This is a genomic window from Pseudomonas sp. NPDC087336 (genome assembly GCF_044744285.1).
Classification (GTDB): Bacteria; Pseudomonadota; Gammaproteobacteria; order Pseudomonadales; family Pseudomonadaceae; genus Aquipseudomonas.
Window position 1 is genome coordinate 42904 of record NZ_JBIUYA010000024.1, and the last position, 20944, is coordinate 63847.

Consider the following 20944-nt stretch of genomic DNA (forward strand, 5'->3'; position numbering starts at 1 on the left):
CCTGATGGACGCCCTTTTTTGCCTGGATTAAAGGGGGCTGATCCAGAACATCATGCGCCCATGTGCCGGATCGAACTCGCCCGGCTCGCCGCCGACAAAGGCCAGCACGCTGAACGCATGGGGGCGCTTGGCCAACTCACCCGGGGCTCGGACCGCGTTCGGACGATCTTTTGATCTTAATGCCCCCAGATCAACGCTTCAGTCCATCCCAGCTCGGCAAAATCCTCAGACCGCAGGTGCGACTCACCCGCGCAGAAGAATTCGTCGAGCTGCGGCGGCTTCACCGAAGTTCCACTGAGCATCGCGTGGACCTGCCCGCGATGATGAATCTGATGCTCGAAAAGATGCGACAGCAGGCGCAAGCGGCTGTCGTATTGCGGCGTGTCCCGGGCGATGGTCACGATCTTGCCCAGGTCGGCGTCGCGCATTTGCTCGCAGTAGGCAATCAGGCGACGGTCGACTTGCGCCTGTTCTCGCTTGAGGTCGACGGCTTGGGTATACGGCTCGTCGTCCTTGAAGAACACGTAGCAATCAGGATGGGGATCATCGCCGCGCAACTCGCGCTCAAGGGCATCCACGTAGAACCAGTCGCAGGTCAGGATGTGGTTGAGGGTCGCGCTCAGACTCGCAAAGAAGCTGATCCGGGACGCCGCCAGCTGCTCCTGGCTCAACTGGCACCAGGCCTTGGCCAGCCGGTGATTGGCCCAGGCATTCTGATAGGCCATGGTCAACAAATGGTGTGACAGGGGTTGATTCATGTTCACGCCTCCTGGATGTCAGGCCTCGGCAAAACGTTGCAGCTGCATTTCCTGCAGGCGGCTGAGGGTTCGGCGAAACGGAAATTCCAGGTAACCCTCAGTGTAAAGCGAGCCCATGGGCACCTGCGCTTCGAGGTACAGCGGCACCTTGCGGTCGTAACACTCGTCCACCAGCGCGATAAATCGCCGTACACCGTCATCGTGCACCGACAATTGCGGCAGTTCGCGGTCGCCTGCCACCACGCGCTCGACCCCGTCCTCAGTGCCCCGGGCAATGCGCCCTGCCCGCTTTTGCGCGCTGAGGTTGGGCACGTCACCTAGAAGAATAGCGCTGAAGGTGTCGCACAGGGTCATGAAATCCATCGCGGCAAAGGGCTGTTCGCAGAGGTCGGCATAACGGCACCAGAGCACGCTCTGGCTGGCCTGCACCACCTCGAGCGAACGATAGCCGACCTTGATCGGCGCACTGCAAACCGCTTGGCCCAGGGTCAGTACCTTGAATACGTCAGCCAGTGCACTGGGCTGACCGGGCGCCGCCACCCAGTAACGCTGCAAGCCCTGGCCCGGGTGCAGGCGATGGTCTTCGCCGCCGTCCACCGCGATCACCTGCATGTGCTGTTTGATCGCGGCAATGGCCGGCATGAAGCGGTCGCGGTTGAAACCGTCGGCGTACAGCTGGTCCGGTGGCAGGTTGGAGGTGCAGACCACCACCACGCCCTGCTCGAACATCACCTGGAACAGGCGCCCGAGGATGATCGCGTCGCCGATGTCATTGACGAACAGCTCGTCAAAGCACAGCACCCGCACTTCTTCGCTCAGTTCCCGGGCCAAGGCTTTCAAGGGATCGGCGGTACCGGTCAGCTGGAATGAACGCTGGTGCACCCACCCCATGAAATGATGAAAGTGCTGACGCCGGGCCGGCACCCGCAGGTGTTGGTAGAACTGGTCCATCAACCAGGTCTTGCCGCGCCCGACCGGGCCCCAGAGGTACACGCCCATGATCGGCTTACGGCCTTCATGCAGCGTTTCATGGCATTTCTGCAGGGCCCAGACAGCGTGTTCCTGGGCTTCGTCCTGGACGAAACCCTTCTGTTCGATCGCGTACTGCCAGGCACCGAGGGGAGAGTCGACATTCATGCGTGGCAGTATGCCACTCGTCGACAACATCATCGATGAAATTTAACGCCGCTTGTGCACTTGTCGGGCACGGAAAAAACGTCTTGACGGCAAATATTATTGTCATCATATTTAATAGATTATACACAACATTTATATTCACTCAGACGGTTCCTCAGGAGTCTCCTCGATGCATTACAAAGTTTTCGGCCGTAAAACCGGCTTGCGGGTTTCCGAACTGGCGTTGGGTGCCGGCAACTTTGGCACCGGCTGGGGTCATGGTGCCGAGCGCGATGAAGCCAAGCGCATTTTCGATGGTTACCTTGCCGCTGGCGGAAATTTTATCGACACCGCCAACGGCTACCAGGCCGGCCAGTCGGAAGCCATGCTGGGCGAATTCATCGCCGCCGAACGCGACCATCTGGTCATCGCCAGTAAATACACGCTGGGCACGACGCCGGACGCCGGCATTTCCCACACCGGCAACAACCGCAAGAACATGGTTCGCGCCGTGGAAGAGAGCTTGAAGCGGCTGAAAACCGATCATCTGGATCTGTTCTGGGCACACATGAGCGACGGCGTGACGCCGATGGAAGAGATCCTGCGTGGTTTTGACGATCTGGTCCGCGCCGGCAAGATCCATTACGCCGGGCTGTCAAACTTTCCGGCGTGGCGCATCGCCCGCGCCGACCTGCTGGCCGAGGTGCGCGGTTTTGCCCCGATCGCGGCGATCCAGGTTGAATACAGCCTGGCTGAACGCACTGCCGAACGCGAACAACTGCCCATGGCTGAAGCCCTGGGCCTTGCCGCGACCCTATGGTCGCCGCTGGGTGGAGGCTTCCTCACCGGCAAATACCGCACCGGCGCTGGCGACAACCGCGCCAGCAAACTGGGGATGTTGGTTCACTCGGAAAAAAGCGCCCGCGAAACCGCCCTGCTCGACACCCTGCTGGCCGTCGCCGAAGAGCTGGGCGCGAGCCCGACCCATGTGGCCATTGCCTGGCTGCACGCACAAGCCAAGCGCTCCATCACCACGCTGATTCCGATCCTCGGCTCACGTACCCGCGAACAACTGGATGCAACCCTGGGGGCGTTGAACGTGGAACTGGATGCCGGGCAGTTGGCGCGGCTCGATGACGTCAGCGATGTGCCCAAGGGCGTGCCCCATGAATCCATCGCCGGGTCGTTTGCGCGATTCAGCGGGGGTGTAACCCTGGAACTGCCGAAAATCCCGGTGGCCTGACCCCAATTATTGTAGGAGCCAGGCTTGCCGGCGAAGGGAACGCCTCGGTCCGGCAGTAGCACCGAGGTGTCCGGTTCGCGGGCAAGCCTCGCTCCTGCAAAGGTTGTGTGTTCGTGTGTTATCGGTCGACCTTATGTTTCGCCGCATACAGGCACAGCATTTCCATCGCCAGCGTCGCCGCCGCCAATGAGGTGATGTCGGCATTGTCGTAGGCCGGCGCCACTTCCACCACATCCATGCCCACCAGGTTGATCCCGCGCAAGCCGCCGAGGATTTCCAGCGCCTGCACCGTACTCAAGCCACCGCACACCGGGGTGCCGGTGCCCGGTGCGAACGCCGGGTCGAGGCAGTCGATGTCGAACGTCAGGTACACCGGGTTATCACCAACCCTGGCGCGAATGGCTTCGACGATCGCATCGACGCCACGCCGATGCACCTGTCGCGCATCCAGCACCTGGAAGCCCTGGTGATCGTCGTTGGTGGTGCGCAAGCCGATCTGCACCGAGCGCGACGGATCGACCAGCCCCTCTTTGGCCGCATGCCAGAACATGGTGCCGTGGTCGATGCGCTTGCCCTCTTCGTCCGGCCAGGTGTCGCTGTGGGCGTCGAAGTGAATCAGTGACAGCGCACCATGCTTGCGCGCATGGGCCTTGAGCAGCGGATAGGTGATGAAGTGATCGCCGCCGAAGGTCAGCATCGCGCTGCCCGCACCGAGGATGTGCTCGGCGTGAGCTTCGATTCGTTCGGGTGTCGACTGCGGCGAACCGTAGTCGAAGTCGCAATCGCCGAAATCGACCACTGCCAGGTGATCGAAAGGGTCGAAGGTCCACGGCCAGTGGCGCTCCCAGGCAATCCCGGTGGACGCGGCGCGAATCCCCCGTGGTCCGAAGCGGGCGCCGGGGCGGTTGCTGGTCGCGGTGTCGAACGGCACGCCGCTGACCGCTACGTCGACACCGCGCAAGTCGCGGCTGTAGCGTCGACGCATGAAACTGGTAATGCCGGCGTAGGTGCTTTCGGCGGCGGTTCCATAAAGGCTGTCACGGGTGATGGCCTGATCGTTCTGCATGGGGACGTCCATTGAAGGATCCTTGTTATTGGCGGCTACGGAAAGTGGTCCACACCCGGGTACGCTGGCGCATGTCCTTGAGGCTCATGCTGCGGTCGGCGTACAGGCGCTGACGAATGTCGGCGGGTGGATAGATGTCCGGATCGCTGCGCACCGCCTGGTCGACCAGCGGCGTCGCGGCCTGGTTGGCGGTGGCGAAGAACAGCGTGTTGGTCAGCGCGGCGACGGACTCGGGGCGCAACATGAATTCGATGAACTGGCGCGCGGCTTCGGGGTGCGGCGCGTCCTTGGGGATCGCCAGGTTGTCCTGCCACACCAGCGTGCCTTCCTTGGGAATCCGGTAGGCGATCTCATAGGGTTTGTTGGCCTTGCGTGCCTGATCGGCGGCCATGCTGGCGTCGCCGTTGTAAGCCAGGGCCAGGCAGACGCTGCCATTGGCCAGGTCGTTGATCTGCCGGCCGCTGGCGACGTACAGCACCGAAGGCTGTAGTTGATGCAGCAGCGCTTGCGCCACGTCGAGGTCCTTCTTGTCGGTGCTGTAGGGATCCTTGCCCAGGTAATGCAACGCCAGGCCGATCACCTCCTGGGGGGAGTCGATGATCGCAATGCCGCAGTCCTTGAGCTTGCTGGCGTATTCGGGTTTGAACAGCAGGTCGAGGGTGTTGAGCGGCACGTTCGGCAGGCGTTTTTGCAGCGCCTGGACATTCATCCCCAAGCCCAGGGTGCCCCAGGTATAAGGCACGCCGTATTGGTTGTCGGGATCGACCGCGGCGAGTTTCTCCAGCAAGTCCGGATCAAGGTTGGCGTAGCCCTTCAAGCCTTCGTGGGCAATGGCTTGCAATGCACCGGCCGCCAGGCTACGGGCCAGGACGCTGGACGACGGCACCACGACGTCATAGCCACTGCCGCCGGTGAGCAATTTGGTTTCCAGTACTTCCGGCGCATCGAAAGTGTCGTAGCGCACGTGAATGCCGGTTTCCTGTTCGAAGCGCTGCAAGGTTTCGGGCGCGATGTAATCGGCCCAGCTGTAGAGGTTGACGACTTTGTCCTCGGCCTGGGCCGCGGCGGCCATGGCGAGGAACAGCGTTGGGACACAATACTTGAGCACGGGAGCCATGACGCACACCTGACATGAGGAAGTGGTTGCAGGATGCGTCGTCGGTTACATTGGTAAAATATAAAGATTGTTAACCTGACATTATCCCGGAGTAATGCTTGATGCTCGGTCAACTGCATGACCTGGACCTGCAATTGCTGCGCCTGTTCGTCAGCGTCGTCGAGTGCGGTGGCTTCAGCGCTGCCCAGGGTCAACTGGGCCTGAGCCAGTCGAGCATCAGCCAGCAAATGGCCAAGCTGGAGACCCGCCTCGGCTATCGCTTGTGCAGCCGTGGCAAGGGCGGCTTTCGGATCACGCCCAAAGGCGAACAACTGCTCAGCGCGACACGCAGCCTGTTCCAGTCCATCGAAGCGTTCCGTCATCAATCCAACGGCGTGGCCGGGCGCTTGATCGGCGAAGTGCGCCTGGGCTTGTCCGAAGCGCTGGCCCCGTCGGTGCTGCAGCGGGTGGCCGAAGCGATCCGGCGCTTTCGCGAGCGTGACGAGTCGGTACGCATCGAGTTGGTGAGCGCCATGCCGGGCGACATGGAACGTTTGCTGCTGCAGCAACGGCTGGACCTGGCCATCGGCTATTTCTCGCAGATCCAGAGTGCGTTTGACTACCGCCAGCTGTTTACTGAAACCCAGCACCTGTACTGCGCCGTTGGCCATCCGCTGTTCACCGATGAGGCGCCGGATGACCAGGCACTCCAGGCCTGCGACCGGGTCGATCACCCCTACCGCTTCCTGCACAGCGACGAGCCGTTTCAAGGAAAGGTCTGCTCGGCGCGCTCGGAACAGGTCGAAGGCACCCTCGCCTTTATCCTGTCCGGCAAGCATGTGGGGTATTTGCCCAGTCACTTTGCCCGCGGTTGGGAAGACAAGGGTTTGCTGCGGCCGGTGCGCCGCGATGACTTGAGTTTCGAGGTGGCATTTCACCTTGCTCGACATCGCGCCCAAGTGCCGGGGGATGCGCAGAAGGCGTTTGAAGAGGATTTGCTCGCGGCGTTTGCCTAAACCCCTGTGGTGAGGGGTTTAGGCAAACCCGAGTTTCTGTTTCAAAGTCTTTCTGGCATCCTGCGCCTCCTTTTTCTGACCCGGCCCCGCCTTCCGGCACACAAACCACCATGACTTCCCCTGAAAAAAACCCGCGCCACAGCGACCTGCTCTACGGCCTCGACGACCGCCCGCACCTCACCGCCACTGTGTTCGCCGCCCTGCAACACGTGCTCGCCAGCTTCGTCGGGATCATTACCCCGACGCTGATCATGGGCAGTGCCCTGGGTTTGCAAAGCGAAATCCCCTACCTGATCAGCATGGCGCTGTTCGTCTCAGGCCTGGGCACCTTCGTCCAGGCGCGGCGCTTCGGTCCGGTGGGCTCGGGCCTGTTGTGCCTGCAAGGCACCAGTTTCTCGTTCATCAGCGTCATCCTCAGTGCCGGTTTCATGGTCAAGGCCCGGGGCGGCGGTACCGATGAAATCCTCGCGACCATCTTCGGCGTGTGTTTCTTTGCTGCCTTCATCGAAGTGGTCTTGAGCCAGTTCATCGGCAAGCTGCGGATGCTGATCACCCCGGTGGTGACCGGCACCATCATCACCCTGATGGGCCTGTCATTGATCAAGGTCGCCATGACCGACATCGCCGGCGGCTTCGGCGCCCCCGACCTCGGCGCGGCCAGTCACCTGGGGCTGGCGGCCCTGGTACTCGGCACCATCGTGGTGTTGAACCGGGTCGACGTGCCATTCCTGCGTCTGGGCGCGATTGTCATCGGTCTGACCCTCGGCTACGCCGTCGCCTGGCTTCTTGGCCACGTCGATTTCGCCAGCCTGCCGGCCGTGCCGCTGATGAGCGTGCCGGTACCGTTCAAGTACGGCTTTGCCTTCGACTGGGTGGCGTTCGTCCCGGTGGCGGTGATTTTCCTGGTGTCGCCGCTGGAAGCGGCCGGTGACCTGACCGCCAACTCGATGATTTCCCGGCAACCGGTCAAGGGCCCGGTCTACATTCGAAGGATCAAGTCCGGTCTGTTGGCCGATGGCCTCAACTCGGCCATGGCCGCGGTGTTCAACAGCATGCCGATGGTGACCTTTGCCCAGAACAACGGGGTGATTCAACTGACCGGCGTGGCCAGTCGTTATGTGGCATTTTTCATTGCCGGTTTGCTGGTATTGCTGGGGTTGTTCCCGATGATCGGCGCCGTGCTGCAGCTGATGCCCAAACCGGTGCTCGGCGGTGCGGAGCTGGTGATGTTCGGCACCGTCGCCGTGGCCGGGATCAAGATCCTCGCCGAGGCCGGATTGCATCGGCGCAACATGCTGATCGTGGCGATCTCCATCGGCATGGGCCTGGGGGTGGCGGCTGTGCCGGAGGTGTTGCGCGAGTTGCCAAAAGCGCTGCACAACATCTTCGAATCGCCGATTACCGTCGGCGCGTTGTGCGCTATCGTGCTCAATATCTTCCTGCCCGAGGAATTCATCGAGCTGGAAGAAGACGATTTCGATCCGGAAGCCTCGATCCTCCAGGTTATGGAGAACCCCGATGTGCCGGCCAAGGCTGAACCCACCCTGCCTGCGGTTGTCGCACCGTTGAACCGCTAGACAGGCTCAAGGCCGAGCGATCTGGTTATGTGTTGAACCGGACGCCGGGCTTGGCGCGTTCATCCACGCTCAACTCGAATACGTCGGGACGCGCGTAATGGCCGACGACGTCGTAGTCGTAGCGCGCGCGGATCAGGTCGTCGGTGTCGATTTCAGCAGTGAGCAGTCCGCGTTCGCCGCGTAGCGGTCCGGCCAGCACGTCACCCATCGGCCCGACGATCACACTGCCGCCGGCAATCAGCGGCCGATCCGACGGCCAGTTGGCGATCTCCATGCCCAGGGCTTGCGGCGAGTCCTGGACCTGACAGGCGCTGACCACAAAGCAACGCCCTTCATGGGCGATGTGGCGCATGCTCACCTGCCACATCTCCCGCTCGTCCACCGTTGGCGCGCACCACACCTCCACGCCTTTGGCGTACATCGCCGTGCGCAGCAGCGGCATCATGTTTTCCCAGCACACCACCGCGCCGATCCGTCCGACCTGGCTGTCGATCACCGGTAAGGTCGAGCCATCGCCCTTGCCCCAGATCAGCCGTTCGGTGCCCGTGGGCATCAGTTTTCGATGTTTGGCGACCAGTCCAGCCTGCGGATCGAAATACAACGCGGTGCAATACAAGGTGCTGCCGGCACGCTCGATCACACCGATCACCAGGTTTGCGCCGGTACGCGCCGACAGCCCGGCCAGCGCTTCGGTTTCCGCGCCCGGCACATCGATGGCGTTGGCGAAATAACGGGCAAAGGCTTCTCGACCTTCCGGCAGTCGATAACCCAGTTGCGTGCCGAACCCCTCGCCTTTCGGGTAACCACCGAGCAACGCTTCGGGCATGACCACCAGCGCCGCGCTGGCTTCAAGGATGGCGTTTTCGTACGAGAGGATCTGCTCCAGGGTCTGAGCCTTGCCACCGGGTATTGCGCCGATTTGCAGTGCGGCAACGATTGACTTGGGCATTGCGGTAACTCCATTCGAATCGGGTGTTGCTCATTCTCAGGCCTTACCGGATCATGAATAAACACCCATTCACTGCAAAATGATATGAACCTAATGAATATCGCCACCGTCGACCTCAACCTGCTCAAAGTCTTCGAAGCCTTGCACGAGGAATCTAGCGCCAGCCGCGCGGCGTTGCGCCTGGGCGTGACGCAGTCGGCGGTGAGCGCGGCATTGCGCCGGCTGCGCGAGGTGTATGGGGATCAGTTGTTTGTGCGCACCGGCCGAGGACTGGCGCCGACGCTCAGGGCCAATCAGTTGAAACCGGTGGTCAGCGACGCGCTGAACAAATGCCGGCAAAGCCTGGCGATGGTCGATCCGGCCGCCCATCACTACGAAGGCCGCTCGGTCACGGTGGGCATGTCGGATGATTTCGAAATCGCCTACGGTCGCCGCTTGATCGAAGAAATCGCCCGTTACGCGCCAAAGTTGCGGCTGATCTTCCGCCAGACCCACAGCCAGATCGTCGCCCAGGCGTTGATGGAACGCAGCATCGACCTGGCAATCACAGCCGGTGGCTTCGCGGAACGCTTGCTCAGTCGTCAGGTTTTGGGGGAAGGCGATTATCTGTGCCTGGTTGACCCGATGAGCCTGGCCGCGGGTCAGCAAACCATCGACCTTGAAGAGTTCGTTACCCGTGAACATATTCTGGTGTCATCGGGTGGTTTCATCGGGATCACCGACGAAGGATTGGCCGCGTTGGGCCTGAGCCGGCGGGTGTGCGCTTCGACCACGCATTTCGCGGCGTTGCCGCATCTGCTCAAGGGCAGCCAGGCGGTGGCGACTATTCCGGCCCATGCCGCCCGAAGCATCGCGGCGCTCAGCGGCCTGGCTCTGCTGCCCTGCCCTTTGGCCCTGCCGCGTTACCCGATCGAACTGGGCTGGCGCACCAGCACGCAACTCGATCCGGTGGTGTTGAAAGTGCGTGAGGCGATTGTCGCAAGCTTTTTGTAGGAGCCGGCTTGCCGGCGAAGGCGTCCTTGAGCATTGCGTGGGTCTTTCGGGTGCTTTCGCTGGCAAGCCAGCTCCTGCAAGGTGGTATGGCCAATATTGGATGCGACCCGGCTATTTGGCCGCCATCAATCGATTGACTTCACTTCGCACCATGTTCGAGAACTCCGGTGGCGACATGCCGTCCAGCTCGGCGCGGACCCACTCGGCCCATTTGCCCTTGCGCTTGGCACGCTCGCCGAACAGGCGCGCGGCTTCGCCCTTGGCCTTGCCCAGGTTGTTCTGCCAGAGTTCGAACAGACGGGATTTCTCGTCTTCCAGCGCTGCGCGCTCGGCAAGGGGTTTGTCGGCCAAATTGAAACTCATGGAAAATTACCTGCTGCGTAAATAGGCGACATCTTACACTGTAGGTAGAAATGTCCTGCGCTGGATTTTTCAACAGGATGGCGTCCGCACGCAAGATCACTGCAACTTTTTCCGTCGCGGCAGACTCCATTGTTCACTGTCCATTACCTGCAAGGAGTCACCCAATGGCCCGCAAAACCGCCGCACAAGCCGCCGAAGACCAAATCAAGGACCAGGCTTTCAGCGAACTTCAGTCATTGATTGAAGAGTCGGAAAAACTGCTCAAGAGCAGTGCGTCACTGGTCGGTGAAGAAGCGGACACACTTCGCGGACAAATTGCCCAGAAACTCCAGCAGGCACGGGACTCGGTCACCCGCGTACGCGCCCGGACCCTGCCGGCGGTGGAGGCCACTGAAACCTATATTGGCGGGCATCCATGGCAGACCGTGGCGATTTCCGCCGGGTTTGGGTTGGTTGTGGGTTTGTTGCTGGGCCGACGCTGAGCTTGCGAAAGCCCAATTGAAATACGGTCCCTGTAGGAGCGAGCTTGCTCGCGATGGTCGTTAACGAAGACGCGTGTCTACTGTTTAAACACGGCGCCTGGAAATCCATCGCGAGCAGGCTCGCTCTTCCAGTCAGAGCCCAGCCAACTCGCGCAAACTCGCCAGCGTATCCGCATCCAGCTGGATGCCTCCCGCGTCAGACTTCGCCCGCTGCTGATGCCGCCGATCCCCCGGCAACCGCTTGAGCCCCACGCCGTGCATCTGCCGCACCAGTTCCTGGCTGCGCTCGGCAAAGCCCTGTCCGGCCGCCTTGCTCGGATCGATCACGATCAACAGTTGGCCGGTCCACGGTGTCTTGGCCCCTGGGTGATTCTTCCAGTCGAACTCGAACGAGAAGTTGCCGCCGGTCAACGCCGCCGCCAGCAACTCCACCATCATCGACAGCGCCGAACCTTTATGCCCGCCAAACGGCAGCAAAGCACCGCCCTCCAGAATCGCTTTCGGGTCCTGGGTCGGCTGACCGAGGCCGTCAACGCCCATGCCCGGCGGCAAGCGTTCACCCTTGCGCGCGGCGATTTGCACATCGCCATGGGCAATCGCGCTGGTGGCCAGGTCGAAGACAATCGGCTCACCGCTCGCTCGCGGGGCGGCGAAGGCAATCGGGTTGGTGCCGAACAGCGGGCGATCGGCGCCGTGCGGCACCACGCAGGTCATGCTGTTGACCACGCTCAATGCCACCAGCCCTTCATAGGCGAACGGCTCGACGTCCGGCCACAACGCCGCGAAGTGATGGGAGTTACGAATCGCCAATACCGCAATGCCGGCACTGCGCGCCTTTTCCACCAGCAAGGCGCGGGCGGCGGCGAGCGCCGGTTGGGCGAAACCATTGCCGGCGTCGACCCGGACAAAACCCGAGGCCACGTCTTCGACCACAGGCACGGCCTGGCCATTGACCCAGCCGCTTTTCAGCGTCGACACGTAACCGGGAATGCGGAACACGCCATGGCTGTGGGCACCATCGCGTTCGGCACCGGCGCAGTTGAGGGCCAGTGTCCTGGCAACCTCGGTGGAGGTGCCGTGACGAACGAAAATGCGTTCGAGCAACAGCACCAGAGAATCAAAATCCAGGGTTGAGTTGGCCGAACTGACTGCCATTTCAGGCGAAGCGGTCATCTGAAGCTCCAGTTTTATTGTTAGAGGCGGGCAACAGGTCGATTAAGTGCTTTCTTAGCGGCTTCCTGTCAAGTCTCTCGCGCAAGCAATATGTACCGCACCCTGTCTTTACCCGGTCCCTACTGTCGCTCCTCGACCCAACGACCTGCGCTGAACACCGTCGCAGCCCATCGAGGAAACACCATGACGACAACTGCACTGCCGTATTTTTTTGACGAAGCCTTGTCTGCGTCCACTGCCACGCAACTCGGCGAACGGGAAACCGCGCTGGGCTTGACCCTGGACGATCTGGACTGGCTGAACACGGTTTATCTACCGACCCAGGCAGCCCGCAAAGCCCATGAAAAACCAATGCAGGCCTTTCAGCTGCTGTTGTCTTTGGCCGGTGAGACCGGCAATCCATTGGCCGGTGCCTTTGTGATGAGCCGGCCCAACGATGGCGAAGTCACGCTCTACACACCGTGGAAAGGCTTGAGCAAATTCGCGGGTATGGCCGAGCTCAAGAGCAAACTCAAGGAATGGTTGGCGCAGGCCACTGGAAAACGTGAACTGTTGCGGTTCCTCTCCATCGAACAACGCCTGACCTTGATCGTCGGTGAGCCCGTCGTCGGCGCGGTGTTTGCGCGCGTGATGGCTGACATCATCGATAAACAACGGCAAAACCTCAGCCATGCCTTGAGCCTTTACCGTGAAAGCGAAGGCACGCAGGACCCTCATGCCTTGCTCGACAATGCCCTGGACGTTCGGGGTTTGATCGACCAGCGCTTGCTGCTGCGGGACAGCGCAGGACGCTGGAGCACTCGCCCGGACCGACGCATGAGCGCGCGACCGGCCACGGTGCGCGCCGAGTCGGCCAAAACGGAGCTGTCCTTGCTGGGCTCGGTCGAACAGGCGCTCGACCAACGCCTGGAAAAACACCCGGCCATTCCCACGACAGCCCGCACATTCTCCGAGGCGCAAAACCTCGTCAGTTCATCGTTGGCGGATTTGCAGTCAAGTTTTACCCATACCCTGGCAACGGCACTGCGCAGTGAATTGAAGCTTCGCGCCGTCTCGCGCACCTTGGGCGCGACGGAACAGGCGATCATAAAGACCGTGCTCGATACGCCTACCGGAACAACGTCAAGGACGACGAGGATTACCTCACCGGCATCCGCTCATTACCGCGCACCGCCCACCATGAACTGGAACAACAACTCAAGGCAGACGGTTTCAACCTTGATCCGGACAAGGTCCAGGTCCAGATCACCAGCCCCTGGTCTGCGCCCCACAACCAAACCCTGACCGCGTTTGCGCTGGCGCATCTCAAGGACCTGGACACGGTTTCCCTCAAACTGACGTCGCTGGACACCACGGTCATTCCAGAGGACATGAACGAACGTTATGTCAAAGACCTGGTACACAACCTGAAACCGGGTGAGCATCAGCAGAAAATACTCAGTGCGGCCTTTGCTGACACCGCGGCAAACGCCGATTGCAGGCAGCGTTTTTACAGGCAACTGCCTTGGCAACTGATGCACCACGCCCACGTGGAAAAACTGCAGGGGCGCCTGAGCGAAACCGGCTTCGACCTGATCCGCCAGGTCATGGACATGCCTGATGCCATCGCCCGTAAAGCCGTCGAGGGGGCCCACGCGATCATCCGCCCCCTGGAGTTGCTCGGCGTCAGGAGCGGACAAACCATCAAGGTGCCAGGCGTTTATCTGATCGGTTCATCGGCCGACAGCACAGCGCCGCAGGTGCTTGTCGCCCCTCACAGTCCACGACACGGGATAAAGGAATACGCCAGCGAAACCCAGCTGCTGGCAGAGCTGAAGTCGCGCGGTGCTCTGCTCGATTGGGTCCTCATGAACCTGAGGAATCTTGATCGGTTTTCGCTGGAGACACGGATGGCAACGCGCGGCAACCGGGCTAAAAGAGCCGGGTCGGTGGCCACGGAGACCGAGGTCACGCTGGCGTCCAATCCAATCAAGGGGCACCTGTTCGGGCACTTGTTCAATGACAATGCCGCGTTATTGGGTCGATTGCTCGGTTGTCAGTCCGATGACAGGAAACAGAGTCAATGGGCAACCATCAAGCACGTTCTGGGTGAAGACCTGCACGCGGCGTATTCGTTTTTCATGGGCAAGCTCGCCTACCCTGTCACGGTGTACCACAGCTACCTGGACATCAAGCAATCCGCCGAAGACCTGCAAACGCACAAATGGGGGGCGGCCATCAGGGCGTTCATCAGCGGCATCGCTCAACTCGCCTCGTTGCGCCAATCACTGGACACTCACGCACTGTCGACCTCTACGTCGACTGATGCGCAGCAAGAAAAACCCGAAGCTGCCTGCAAATGGCAGGACATCAAGGTTACCGCCCCCGAGCGCACAAGCTTGAAGCGTCATGAAAGCCTCAACGTCGACCTGGGTTCGCTCAAGCCCGACTCAACGCCCGGACTCTACGCGCACCCGACGACCAAACAACTTTACGGGGCGGTGGAAGGCAAGGTATTTCCGGTGGCCAAACGCGGCACCCGCTGGCGCATTGCCAGCCCCCAGAAGCTCGGCCCTTATCTGCGGCAAAACACATCGAAACAGTGGGTGCTCGACCGCAAGGCACCGACGCCGCAATTCAGCCTTGTCAGTCGGCTGGATACTCTGGCGGCAGTTTGGGACGGCATGAACATCGACGCCCGTGGGATGCGGCAGATTCGATGTATTTTCCCGCACAAGGCCAGGCAGATCGACCAGGCGCTGGACCAGGCAACGAGCTATGCCTGGACCTGCTTTCAAAACCTGCAGTTGCTGAACAACGCCGACGACACGGACACCCCCGTGCATCAACTCATCAAGCGTTTTATCGATGTGCAAGAGGTGCTGCCCGCGCATGTGGAAAAGCTGGAAAAGGTCGTGGGCGATATCTTTACCGCCTTGCTGGACCCCTCGCTCAGAAAGGCCAAGTCCGATCGCTTTGTCGTCGGCAGGGCTATCCAGGGCGCAGCAGATACATTCGCTTTTATCATTCCGACGGACATACAAAAGAGAATCTATCTGGCTGAAAAATTCTTCAAAACCGGTTTCGCCCATTACCGCCAACATCTCACCGACAAGAATTTTCCGATCCGCACACACTCGCAGTCGATCGCGCTCCTGCATGAGCTGTCACACTTGGTTTGCAAAACCGAGGACATTGCTTACCTGGACCCTGGCAGACCCTTCGCCGACCTGATCGGCACGGCCAGCGCGACTGCCATTGCGCTCAAGGACGCATTGACCGATGTTCAGAACACCGCACTGGCAAAAAAGACGCCTTACACTCGATTGTTCATGACTCAGGACACCGACACCGGCGAGTGGGTAGACCCGGGAAGCACCACATTTGAAAATACCGATCGGGTAAAGGCGCATATTCTGGCGTTGACCGGCGCAGACAACCTGGCCGGTGCTCGCGATAAATTCAAACATGACTCACTGACCCGGCTGGCAGTACAACTTGGAAATGCCGACAGCGTGGCCTGGTTAATCAGCCATCTCGGACGCGAGCTACACGTCACTACACCCTGATTCCAGAAAATAAACAGCCGTTTGATGGGTAAATGCCATGACGGCTGTTCTCGCCGACTGCCCTCAAGGTTAGAATGCGGTAAATCAGGATGAGTCAATGACCGAAAGCCCACTCTCACAAGCCCAGTTTGACGCCATCACCGAGGCCGCCGCGCATTGGTGCATGCGCCTGCATGCACCCGACTGCACCGCTGCAGAGCGCAAGGCATTTGAGCAGTGGCTGGATGTTCACCCGCTGCATCTGGTCGAATACGAGGCCATGCTGGAAATCTGGGACGTTGCAGGCGACCTGCCGCGCCCCGACCCCAACATTGTGCCAATGGTTCGCCACGCCCGGACACCCTGGCGCACTGTTGGCATGGCGGCGGCCGTGTGCGCACTGGCGCTGCCTTTGGCGGCTTACAGCGGGTGGAACCTGGGATGGCTGCCCGATTCGTACCAACACTTCGAGGCGACCGACAATGTTCGTCAGGTCACCTTGAAGGACGGCAGCCAGGTCGAACTGAACCTGGGCAGCGAGTTGACCTACAGCAACTACAAGGATCGACGCCAGGTCACCCTGGGCAAAGGCGAAGCCTTTTTCAGCGTCAGTCACGACACGTCACACCCGTTCGTGGTCAAGGCGGCCGAAGGCCAGATCCGGGTCACCGGGACAAAATTCAATGTCTGGATGTATGAAGACCAGGTCAAAGTGAACCTGATCGAGGGCTCGGTACTGGTCAGCAGCAACGATGACCTGCCGGGGGACGGCTTGAGGCTCGGCCCTTCGATGCAGGCGAGCTATGGCCATGGCGACTACATCCCGCGGATCAGCCAGACCTACGACAACGACAACTCGCTGGCCTGGCGCAGCGGCAAACTGGTGCTCGACGACCTGGCGCTCAACGATGCCCTGCCGTTGATCAACCGTTACCTTGAAAAACCCTTGGTGGTCGCCGACAACAGTACCGGCGCAATCCGCATCGGCGGCATCTACAACATCAAGGAACTCAATACCCTGGTGACGTCCCTGCCCAAGGTGCTGCCGGTCTACCTGACCCGTAACAAGGACGGCAACCCGGTCCTCAACTCGATTCCGCAGCAAGCCCCGAAAAGCTGAAGGCCGCCACCCTTGCGGGAGGCGGCCTTCATGCCTGGATCAAATACCCGCCCGTCTAGTGAGCCGCCACCTTGGTGTCCTGCTCGCGGATGGTCTGCGCCTGATAGTTCGGATCGGACTTGATTTGCTGCTCGGTGAACGGCAACACACTCAGCTGTTTTTTCGAAAACGCCAGCGTCTGGTCCCGGGCGTATTTCGAGGCCGGATCACTCGACAGCGAGAACGCCAGCAGTCCCGTGGCCTGGGGACCTTTTTCATCGAACGTCACCACTTGCAGATAGCTGGTGCCGCTGACCACTTCGCGTTTGCCGTCGGTCCTGGGCACGCTCTGGATGGCGTTGTAGACGCCCAGCGTACCCGGCCCGCCGTGGATCGGCGTTTGTTCCCCGCCGCTGCTGACCACCTGGACATCGCCCCAGCGCGTTTCCTTCTTGAGCCCTGACGCATTGACCTGCTCTACCGATGCCAGCATCGCCTGCCGCAGCGCCTGCGCGACCTGCGCACGCTCAATCGCCAGGCCACGCGGAGTGTGTTGTGGATCCAGCGGATCGAACGCCACGCGCCAGACATCGGGCACCTGCTCCAGCGGCTCCATGACATTCTGGAAATGCACGAAGCCCACGCCGCTGTCGAGATTGGCCTTGCGATCCCAGGCCTTGAGGCTGGCACACAGCGGCGCCAGCGCCTGCGCATCGGCCCCCAGGTCGGCCGCGCAGAATTGCAACAGGTCCGGCATCACTTGCGCGGCCTGATACACCTGATCATCCAGCACCATGTGTTGCAAATCCGCCGGTGCGATCGGCCCGGACCTGGCCAGTTTACCCAGGCGATCGAGGGCGAACCGCGCGCGCAGGCCCAAGGGTTGGCTGTCCTGGCTGATCAATGGCGAGAACCCGGTGAGCGGCTGCGCCGGGTTGGCCATCCATGCCGAATCATTGGAATGCTGCACGAAGTCCTTGCGCAACAGTTGTGGCAATGTGTCCGCCGCATAGATGCCTTTTTGTGCGGCTTGCGGGTCGATGTCCCAGGCGCAGGCGCTGTTGGAACCGTCGAGGACGATCATCTGCAAGCCGATCCGGGGATCACTGCACTGCGCGAGTTTTTCGCGGCTGACGTTCGGCACCACCGACAGGTTCATGTACAGCGTCTGCCCCTGATCGTCCGCCGCAAGGGTGTTGACCCAGGGAATGCCCTGGATTTGATGAACCGATGCCTGGAATTCCTTGAGGCTGCCGGCACGATTCATCGCGTACCACTGCTGTAACACCCGGTCATTGTCCAGGTTGGCGTCGCGCAGGCTGTAGGCGAACTGGTTGTCCCAGTCCAGTTTGCCGGGCCATTGCACAATCGGGCCGAACTGCGAGCTGTACACCACATGGGACACCGCCTTGACCGAGCCGTCGGGCTGCTTGAGGTCAACCGTCAGTGTCTGTTTGTGCATCGGCAAGGATTTGCCATCGAGCAGGTAACGGGTCGGATCCTTGGGGTCGAGCTGCAACCGATACAGGGTGAAATGCTTGGACGAATCCACGGTGTGGGTCCAGGCCAGGTGCTGGTTGAAACCGATATTGATCAGCGGCAATCCCGGCAGCGCGGCGCCCATGACATTCAGTTTGCCAGGGATGGTCAGGTGCATCTGATAGAAGCGCATCCCGCCGACCCACGGAAAATGCGGGTTGGCCAGCAACATGCCACGACCATTGAACGATCGCTCGCTGCCCACGGCGACGGCGTTACTGCCGCGATCGAGGGCAAAACGCTGCATACGCATGTCGGCCACCTGGAACGCTGTCCGTTTGCCGTCTTTGCCCGCGACCGCAGCCGGCGGCGTCGCGCCCGCCAAGGCTTCGGCAAACTGCCCGACGCCACCTTCGACCAGCAAGCGCCGGGTCAGCTTAACCAGATCCGTTGCACTGATCTCCCGTACCCAGTCACCCTGGCACTGCTGCGGCAAGCCTTGGGCCCGACGTTCGCTCAGGAAGCGGTTGTAGCCGGCCACATAACCTTCCATCAGCTGGCGTACTTCCGGGGTTTGCGCCTGCCAGAAGGCGTCGATGGCCTGTGGGGTGTTCAACCAGGTGAAAAACAGATCGCTGACGCGGTTTTCACGCTCGTCGACGGTGAACGGGTCCGGGCCGAAAAACCGTGAGCGTTGACCGTTCACCGTGACAATCTCATTGGCCAGCAAACACAGGTTATCCTGAGCGTAGGCATAACCAATGCCGTAACCGAGCCCGCGCTCGTTCTCGGCCCGAATATGTGGCACGCCGAAACTGGTACGGCGAATATCGGCACTGGCCTGCTCGGGCTGACTGCGCGCATTCGCCGCAAGACTCAGCCCCAGGCACACACCCGCCAGGCTCATCCTGGCTAACTGGCTGGAAATAATCACACTCGCTCCTGATCGAAAAACGATGGTCACAGTTCTGCGTACACACACGCCCTGCGCATCCTTTTAGGGACGAAGCAAACGACAAAAATTTAGGAGACTGGATGGCGGTCCCGGACCGCATTTCAAGGGCACCTTACACAGCGGTCACATCATGACGACGAAATTTCTACATTCAAGTCTTCATGATCTGGGTCGCTCATACGTCTCAATAGGTAAGAGCGCCCAATTTTTCCCGATCAGGCTCTGAAAAGGAGTTTTTGCAATGTACAACTCGCAACTGCCAACGGACGGTAGCAACGCGCCAAAGGGCACTTCCATTGGGGTTGGTGTTTTCGACCGGCGTACCGAGCGCCACGGCAACGAGCGGATCCGCATCCTGCTCAAAAGCTTTGGCCTGCGAACGAGTCTGATTCGTCTGAAAGTCATCGACGCCTTGCTCTCGGCCGCCGAAAACGACCGGAGCCTGGGTGTGCGCGGCGTACACACTCACTTGCTGGAACTGGACATTCCCCTGTCGTTCCTGAGTGTGCGCGAAGTGTTGAAACGCTTGTGCAGCGAAGGCGTTATCGTCCTCAATGCGGACAAGAGCTACAGCCTCCACCCACGGGCCGCCGCCCTGCTGCACAACGACTGATCGAGCCAGGCCCGGGGCTGCCGCTCAGGGCTTGACCTTGCGGCGCATCACGCCGTTGATGACCACCACGACCACCGCCACGCCAATGGCGATGTACTGGAACAGTTTTTCGCTGAGGACGCCGGTGTTCTGCAAATACGAAAGGCCAAACATGATCCCCAGTACCACGAGGGAGATCAGAATCGAGTATTTCAAACGTTGCGACTGAGTCATTGGCAATTCCTGAACCTGAAAAATGTATCCGCTGTGTATACGCCTGCATGCCAGGCTCCTGCCGTATGGCGGGGATGGGCGGCGGCAAACGGGCGCTTATGGTACAGCCGATGAAGATTTTTAGCTTTATCGCGGCGAAGGTTGCCTGACAGTCGACCTGGATACAGTTCGGCCGCCAGCCTGACTAACCTGTCATCTTCCCCTCATCAATCTGACAGCCTTGATCTACGATAATAAGGCCAGGCAGTTCTGTAGCACTTTGAAACACACCTTGAACGCCTACCCGCTAAAAACCTTCAAAATGTAACCTTTCGCCCGCAACCCGAGACCCCTTCCCCCATGCGAACCTCTTTACGTCTGGCTGCCTTGGGCGCCCTGTTCATTTCCACTCTGGCCCAGGCCGCCGACCTGATCCCGATCGAGGTCCACCGGGATGCCAATTGCGGTTGCTGCAAGAAATGGATCAGCCATCTCGAAGCCAATGGTTTCAAGGTAGAAGACCACGTCGAAAGCAACATGAGCGAGTTCAAGCAACAACACGGCGTACCGCCGCGCCTGGCGTCGTGCCACACCGGCTTGATCAATGGCAAATTCGTCGAAGGCCATGTGCCGGCCGATCAGGTGCTGGCCCTGGGCAAGCGCGATGACCTGCTGGGCGTTGCCGCCCCCGGTATGCCCATGGGCTCGCCGGGCATGGAAATGGACGGCATGAGCGATGCCTATCAAGTGATCGGCCTGAAAAAGGACGGCACCGATGTGGTAGTGGCGGACTACCCCGCCCATTGATTTTCACTGCCTGCTTTGGCTTGTTCCTGGCTGCATTCGGTGCAGCGACTTTGCTGCCGCTGCAGTCCGAAGCGGTGCTGGTTGGCCTGATACTCAGCGATCGGTACTGGCTGTGGTTGCTGCTAGCTGTCGCCACCCTGGGTAATGTCCTGGGTTCAGTGGTGAACTGGTGGTTGGGCGGCGCCATCGAACGCTTCCAGGACCGGCGCTGGTTTCCGGTCAGCGCCAAACACTTGGAACACGCCCGTCATCACTATCAACGTTACGGCCACTGGTCGTTGCTGCTCAGCTGGCTCCCGGTGATCGGTGACCCGCTCACCCTGGTGGCCGGCGTCATGCGCGAACCGCTGGGGCGCTTCCTGCTGATCGTGACCCTGGCCAAGGGCGCCCGTTATGGCGCACTTGCCTTGGCCACCCTGGGGTGGATGGGTTGAACCAAG

Annotated in this window: 18 protein-coding genes and 3 pseudogenes; 11 read left to right on the forward strand and 10 right to left on the reverse strand. The window is 60.7% G+C overall.

Annotation, left to right across the window (positions count from 1 at the left end):
• Positions 1–81: 81 nt before the first annotated feature.
• From ACIO0C_RS22245 to zapE, 3 genes and pseudogenes are all read right to left on the reverse strand, one after another.
• Positions 82–144, reverse strand: a pseudogene (locus ACIO0C_RS22245) (GNAT family N-acetyltransferase); the annotation flags it as partial.
• A 32-nt stretch (positions 145–176) separates the two neighbouring features.
• On the reverse strand, positions 177–758 hold the full coding sequence (locus ACIO0C_RS22250) for a DinB family protein (RefSeq protein WP_401315266.1): 582 nt from the start codon (positions 756–758) through the stop codon (positions 177–179).
• An 18-nt stretch (positions 759–776) separates the two neighbouring features.
• Positions 777–1895 carry a cell division protein ZapE gene (gene zapE / locus ACIO0C_RS22255; RefSeq protein WP_401315268.1) on the reverse strand — a complete coding sequence of 373 codons (1119 nt, stop codon included), beginning with the start codon at positions 1893–1895 and terminating at the stop codon, positions 777–779.
• 169 nt (positions 1896–2064) lie between these two features.
• Here zapE and ACIO0C_RS22260 point away from each other — a divergent pair, with 169 nt between their 5' ends.
• A complete protein-coding gene (locus ACIO0C_RS22260) occupies positions 2065–3117 on the forward strand; it encodes an aldo/keto reductase (RefSeq protein ID WP_401315270.1) in 1053 nt (350 codons plus the stop codon).
• A gap of 118 nt (positions 3118–3235) precedes the next feature.
• Here ACIO0C_RS22260 and speB read toward each other — a convergent pair whose 3' ends face one another.
• Complete coding sequence (speB, locus tag ACIO0C_RS22265; protein WP_401315272.1) at positions 3236–4195, reverse strand: agmatinase; 960 nt, start codon at positions 4193–4195, stop codon at positions 3236–3238.
• Between the two features lie 13 nt (positions 4196–4208).
• Positions 4209–5300 carry a polyamine ABC transporter substrate-binding protein gene (locus ACIO0C_RS22270; RefSeq protein ID WP_401315273.1) on the reverse strand — a complete coding sequence of 364 codons (1092 nt, stop codon included), beginning with the start codon at positions 5298–5300 and terminating at the stop codon, positions 4209–4211.
• A 101-nt stretch (positions 5301–5401) separates the two neighbouring features.
• Here ACIO0C_RS22270 and ACIO0C_RS22275 point away from each other — a divergent pair, with 101 nt between their 5' ends.
• On the forward strand, positions 5402–6295 hold the full coding sequence (locus ACIO0C_RS22275; protein WP_401315274.1) for a LysR family transcriptional regulator: 894 nt from the start codon (positions 5402–5404) through the stop codon (positions 6293–6295).
• A gap of 110 nt (positions 6296–6405) precedes the next feature.
• Positions 6406–7872: a nucleobase:cation symporter-2 family protein gene (locus ACIO0C_RS22280; RefSeq protein ID WP_401315275.1), complete on the forward strand. Its 1467-nt coding sequence runs from the start codon at positions 6406–6408 to the stop codon at positions 7870–7872.
• Positions 7873–7897: 25 nt separating this feature from the next.
• Here ACIO0C_RS22280 and ACIO0C_RS22285 read toward each other — a convergent pair whose 3' ends face one another.
• Entirely contained in the window at positions 7898–8821 is a 924-nt protein-coding gene (locus tag ACIO0C_RS22285) for a carbon-nitrogen hydrolase family protein (RefSeq protein ID WP_401315277.1), read from the reverse strand.
• 84 nt (positions 8822–8905) lie between these two features.
• On the opposite strand from ACIO0C_RS22285, the gene ACIO0C_RS22290 reads away from it, so the two are divergent.
• A complete protein-coding gene (locus ACIO0C_RS22290) occupies positions 8906–9814 on the forward strand; it encodes a LysR substrate-binding domain-containing protein (protein WP_401315278.1) in 909 nt (302 codons plus the stop codon).
• 111 nt (positions 9815–9925) lie between these two features.
• Here ACIO0C_RS22290 and ACIO0C_RS22295 read toward each other — a convergent pair whose 3' ends face one another.
• Positions 9926–10177 (reverse strand): hypothetical protein, encoded by a 252-nt coding sequence (locus ACIO0C_RS22295; protein ID WP_008061409.1) that lies wholly within the window; start codon positions 10175–10177, stop codon positions 9926–9928.
• Positions 10178–10341: 164 nt separating this feature from the next.
• Here ACIO0C_RS22295 and ACIO0C_RS22300 point away from each other — a divergent pair, with 164 nt between their 5' ends.
• Positions 10342–10659: a YqjD family protein gene (locus ACIO0C_RS22300; RefSeq protein ID WP_401315279.1), complete on the forward strand. Its 318-nt coding sequence runs from the start codon at positions 10342–10344 to the stop codon at positions 10657–10659.
• A gap of 132 nt (positions 10660–10791) precedes the next feature.
• Here the strand turns inward: ACIO0C_RS22300 and ACIO0C_RS22305 are convergent, their stop codons facing one another.
• Entirely contained in the window at positions 10792–11832 is a 1041-nt protein-coding gene (locus tag ACIO0C_RS22305) for an Ldh family oxidoreductase (RefSeq protein ID WP_401315280.1), read from the reverse strand.
• A 183-nt stretch (positions 11833–12015) separates the two neighbouring features.
• Between ACIO0C_RS22305 and ACIO0C_RS22310 the strand changes: the two are divergent.
• The 3 genes and pseudogenes from ACIO0C_RS22310 to ACIO0C_RS22320 all read left to right on the forward strand — a co-directional run.
• A pseudogene (locus ACIO0C_RS22310) lies at positions 12016–12390 on the forward strand (dermonecrotic toxin domain-containing protein); the annotation flags it as partial.
• 60 nt (positions 12391–12450) lie between these two features.
• A pseudogene (locus tag ACIO0C_RS22315) lies at positions 12451–15380 on the forward strand (dermonecrotic toxin domain-containing protein); the annotation flags it as partial.
• Positions 15381–15477: 97 nt separating this feature from the next.
• Positions 15478–16479: a FecR family protein gene (locus ACIO0C_RS22320; protein WP_401315281.1), complete on the forward strand. Its 1002-nt coding sequence runs from the start codon at positions 15478–15480 to the stop codon at positions 16477–16479.
• Positions 16480–16534: 55 nt separating this feature from the next.
• Here ACIO0C_RS22320 and ACIO0C_RS22325 read toward each other — a convergent pair whose 3' ends face one another.
• Positions 16535–18871 (reverse strand): acylase, encoded by a 2337-nt coding sequence (locus tag ACIO0C_RS22325; RefSeq protein ID WP_401315282.1) that lies wholly within the window; start codon positions 18869–18871, stop codon positions 16535–16537.
• 262 nt (positions 18872–19133) lie between these two features.
• Between ACIO0C_RS22325 and ACIO0C_RS22330 the strand changes: the two genes are divergently transcribed.
• Positions 19134–19505, forward strand: coding sequence for a fe2+ zn2+ uptake regulation protein (locus ACIO0C_RS22330; RefSeq protein ID WP_401315283.1), 372 nt, complete (start codon positions 19134–19136; stop codon positions 19503–19505).
• A 24-nt stretch (positions 19506–19529) separates the two neighbouring features.
• Here the strand turns inward: ACIO0C_RS22330 and ACIO0C_RS22335 are convergent, their stop codons facing one another.
• The gene (locus ACIO0C_RS22335) at positions 19530–19718 is read right to left on the reverse strand and encodes a hypothetical protein (RefSeq protein WP_401315284.1); all 189 of its coding nucleotides are present in this window, start codon (positions 19716–19718) and stop codon (positions 19530–19532) included.
• A gap of 339 nt (positions 19719–20057) precedes the next feature.
• Here ACIO0C_RS22335 and ACIO0C_RS22340 point away from each other — a divergent pair, with 339 nt between their 5' ends.
• Positions 20058–20504 carry a DUF411 domain-containing protein gene (locus ACIO0C_RS22340; RefSeq protein ID WP_401315285.1) on the forward strand — a complete coding sequence of 149 codons (447 nt, stop codon included), beginning with the start codon at positions 20058–20060 and terminating at the stop codon, positions 20502–20504.
• The gene (locus ACIO0C_RS22345; protein ID WP_401315344.1) at positions 20504–20938 is read left to right on the forward strand and encodes a YqaA family protein; all 435 of its coding nucleotides are present in this window, start codon (positions 20504–20506) and stop codon (positions 20936–20938) included. The genes ACIO0C_RS22340 and ACIO0C_RS22345 overlap by 1 nt, the downstream gene beginning before the upstream one ends.
• Positions 20939–20944 lie beyond the last annotated feature (6 nt).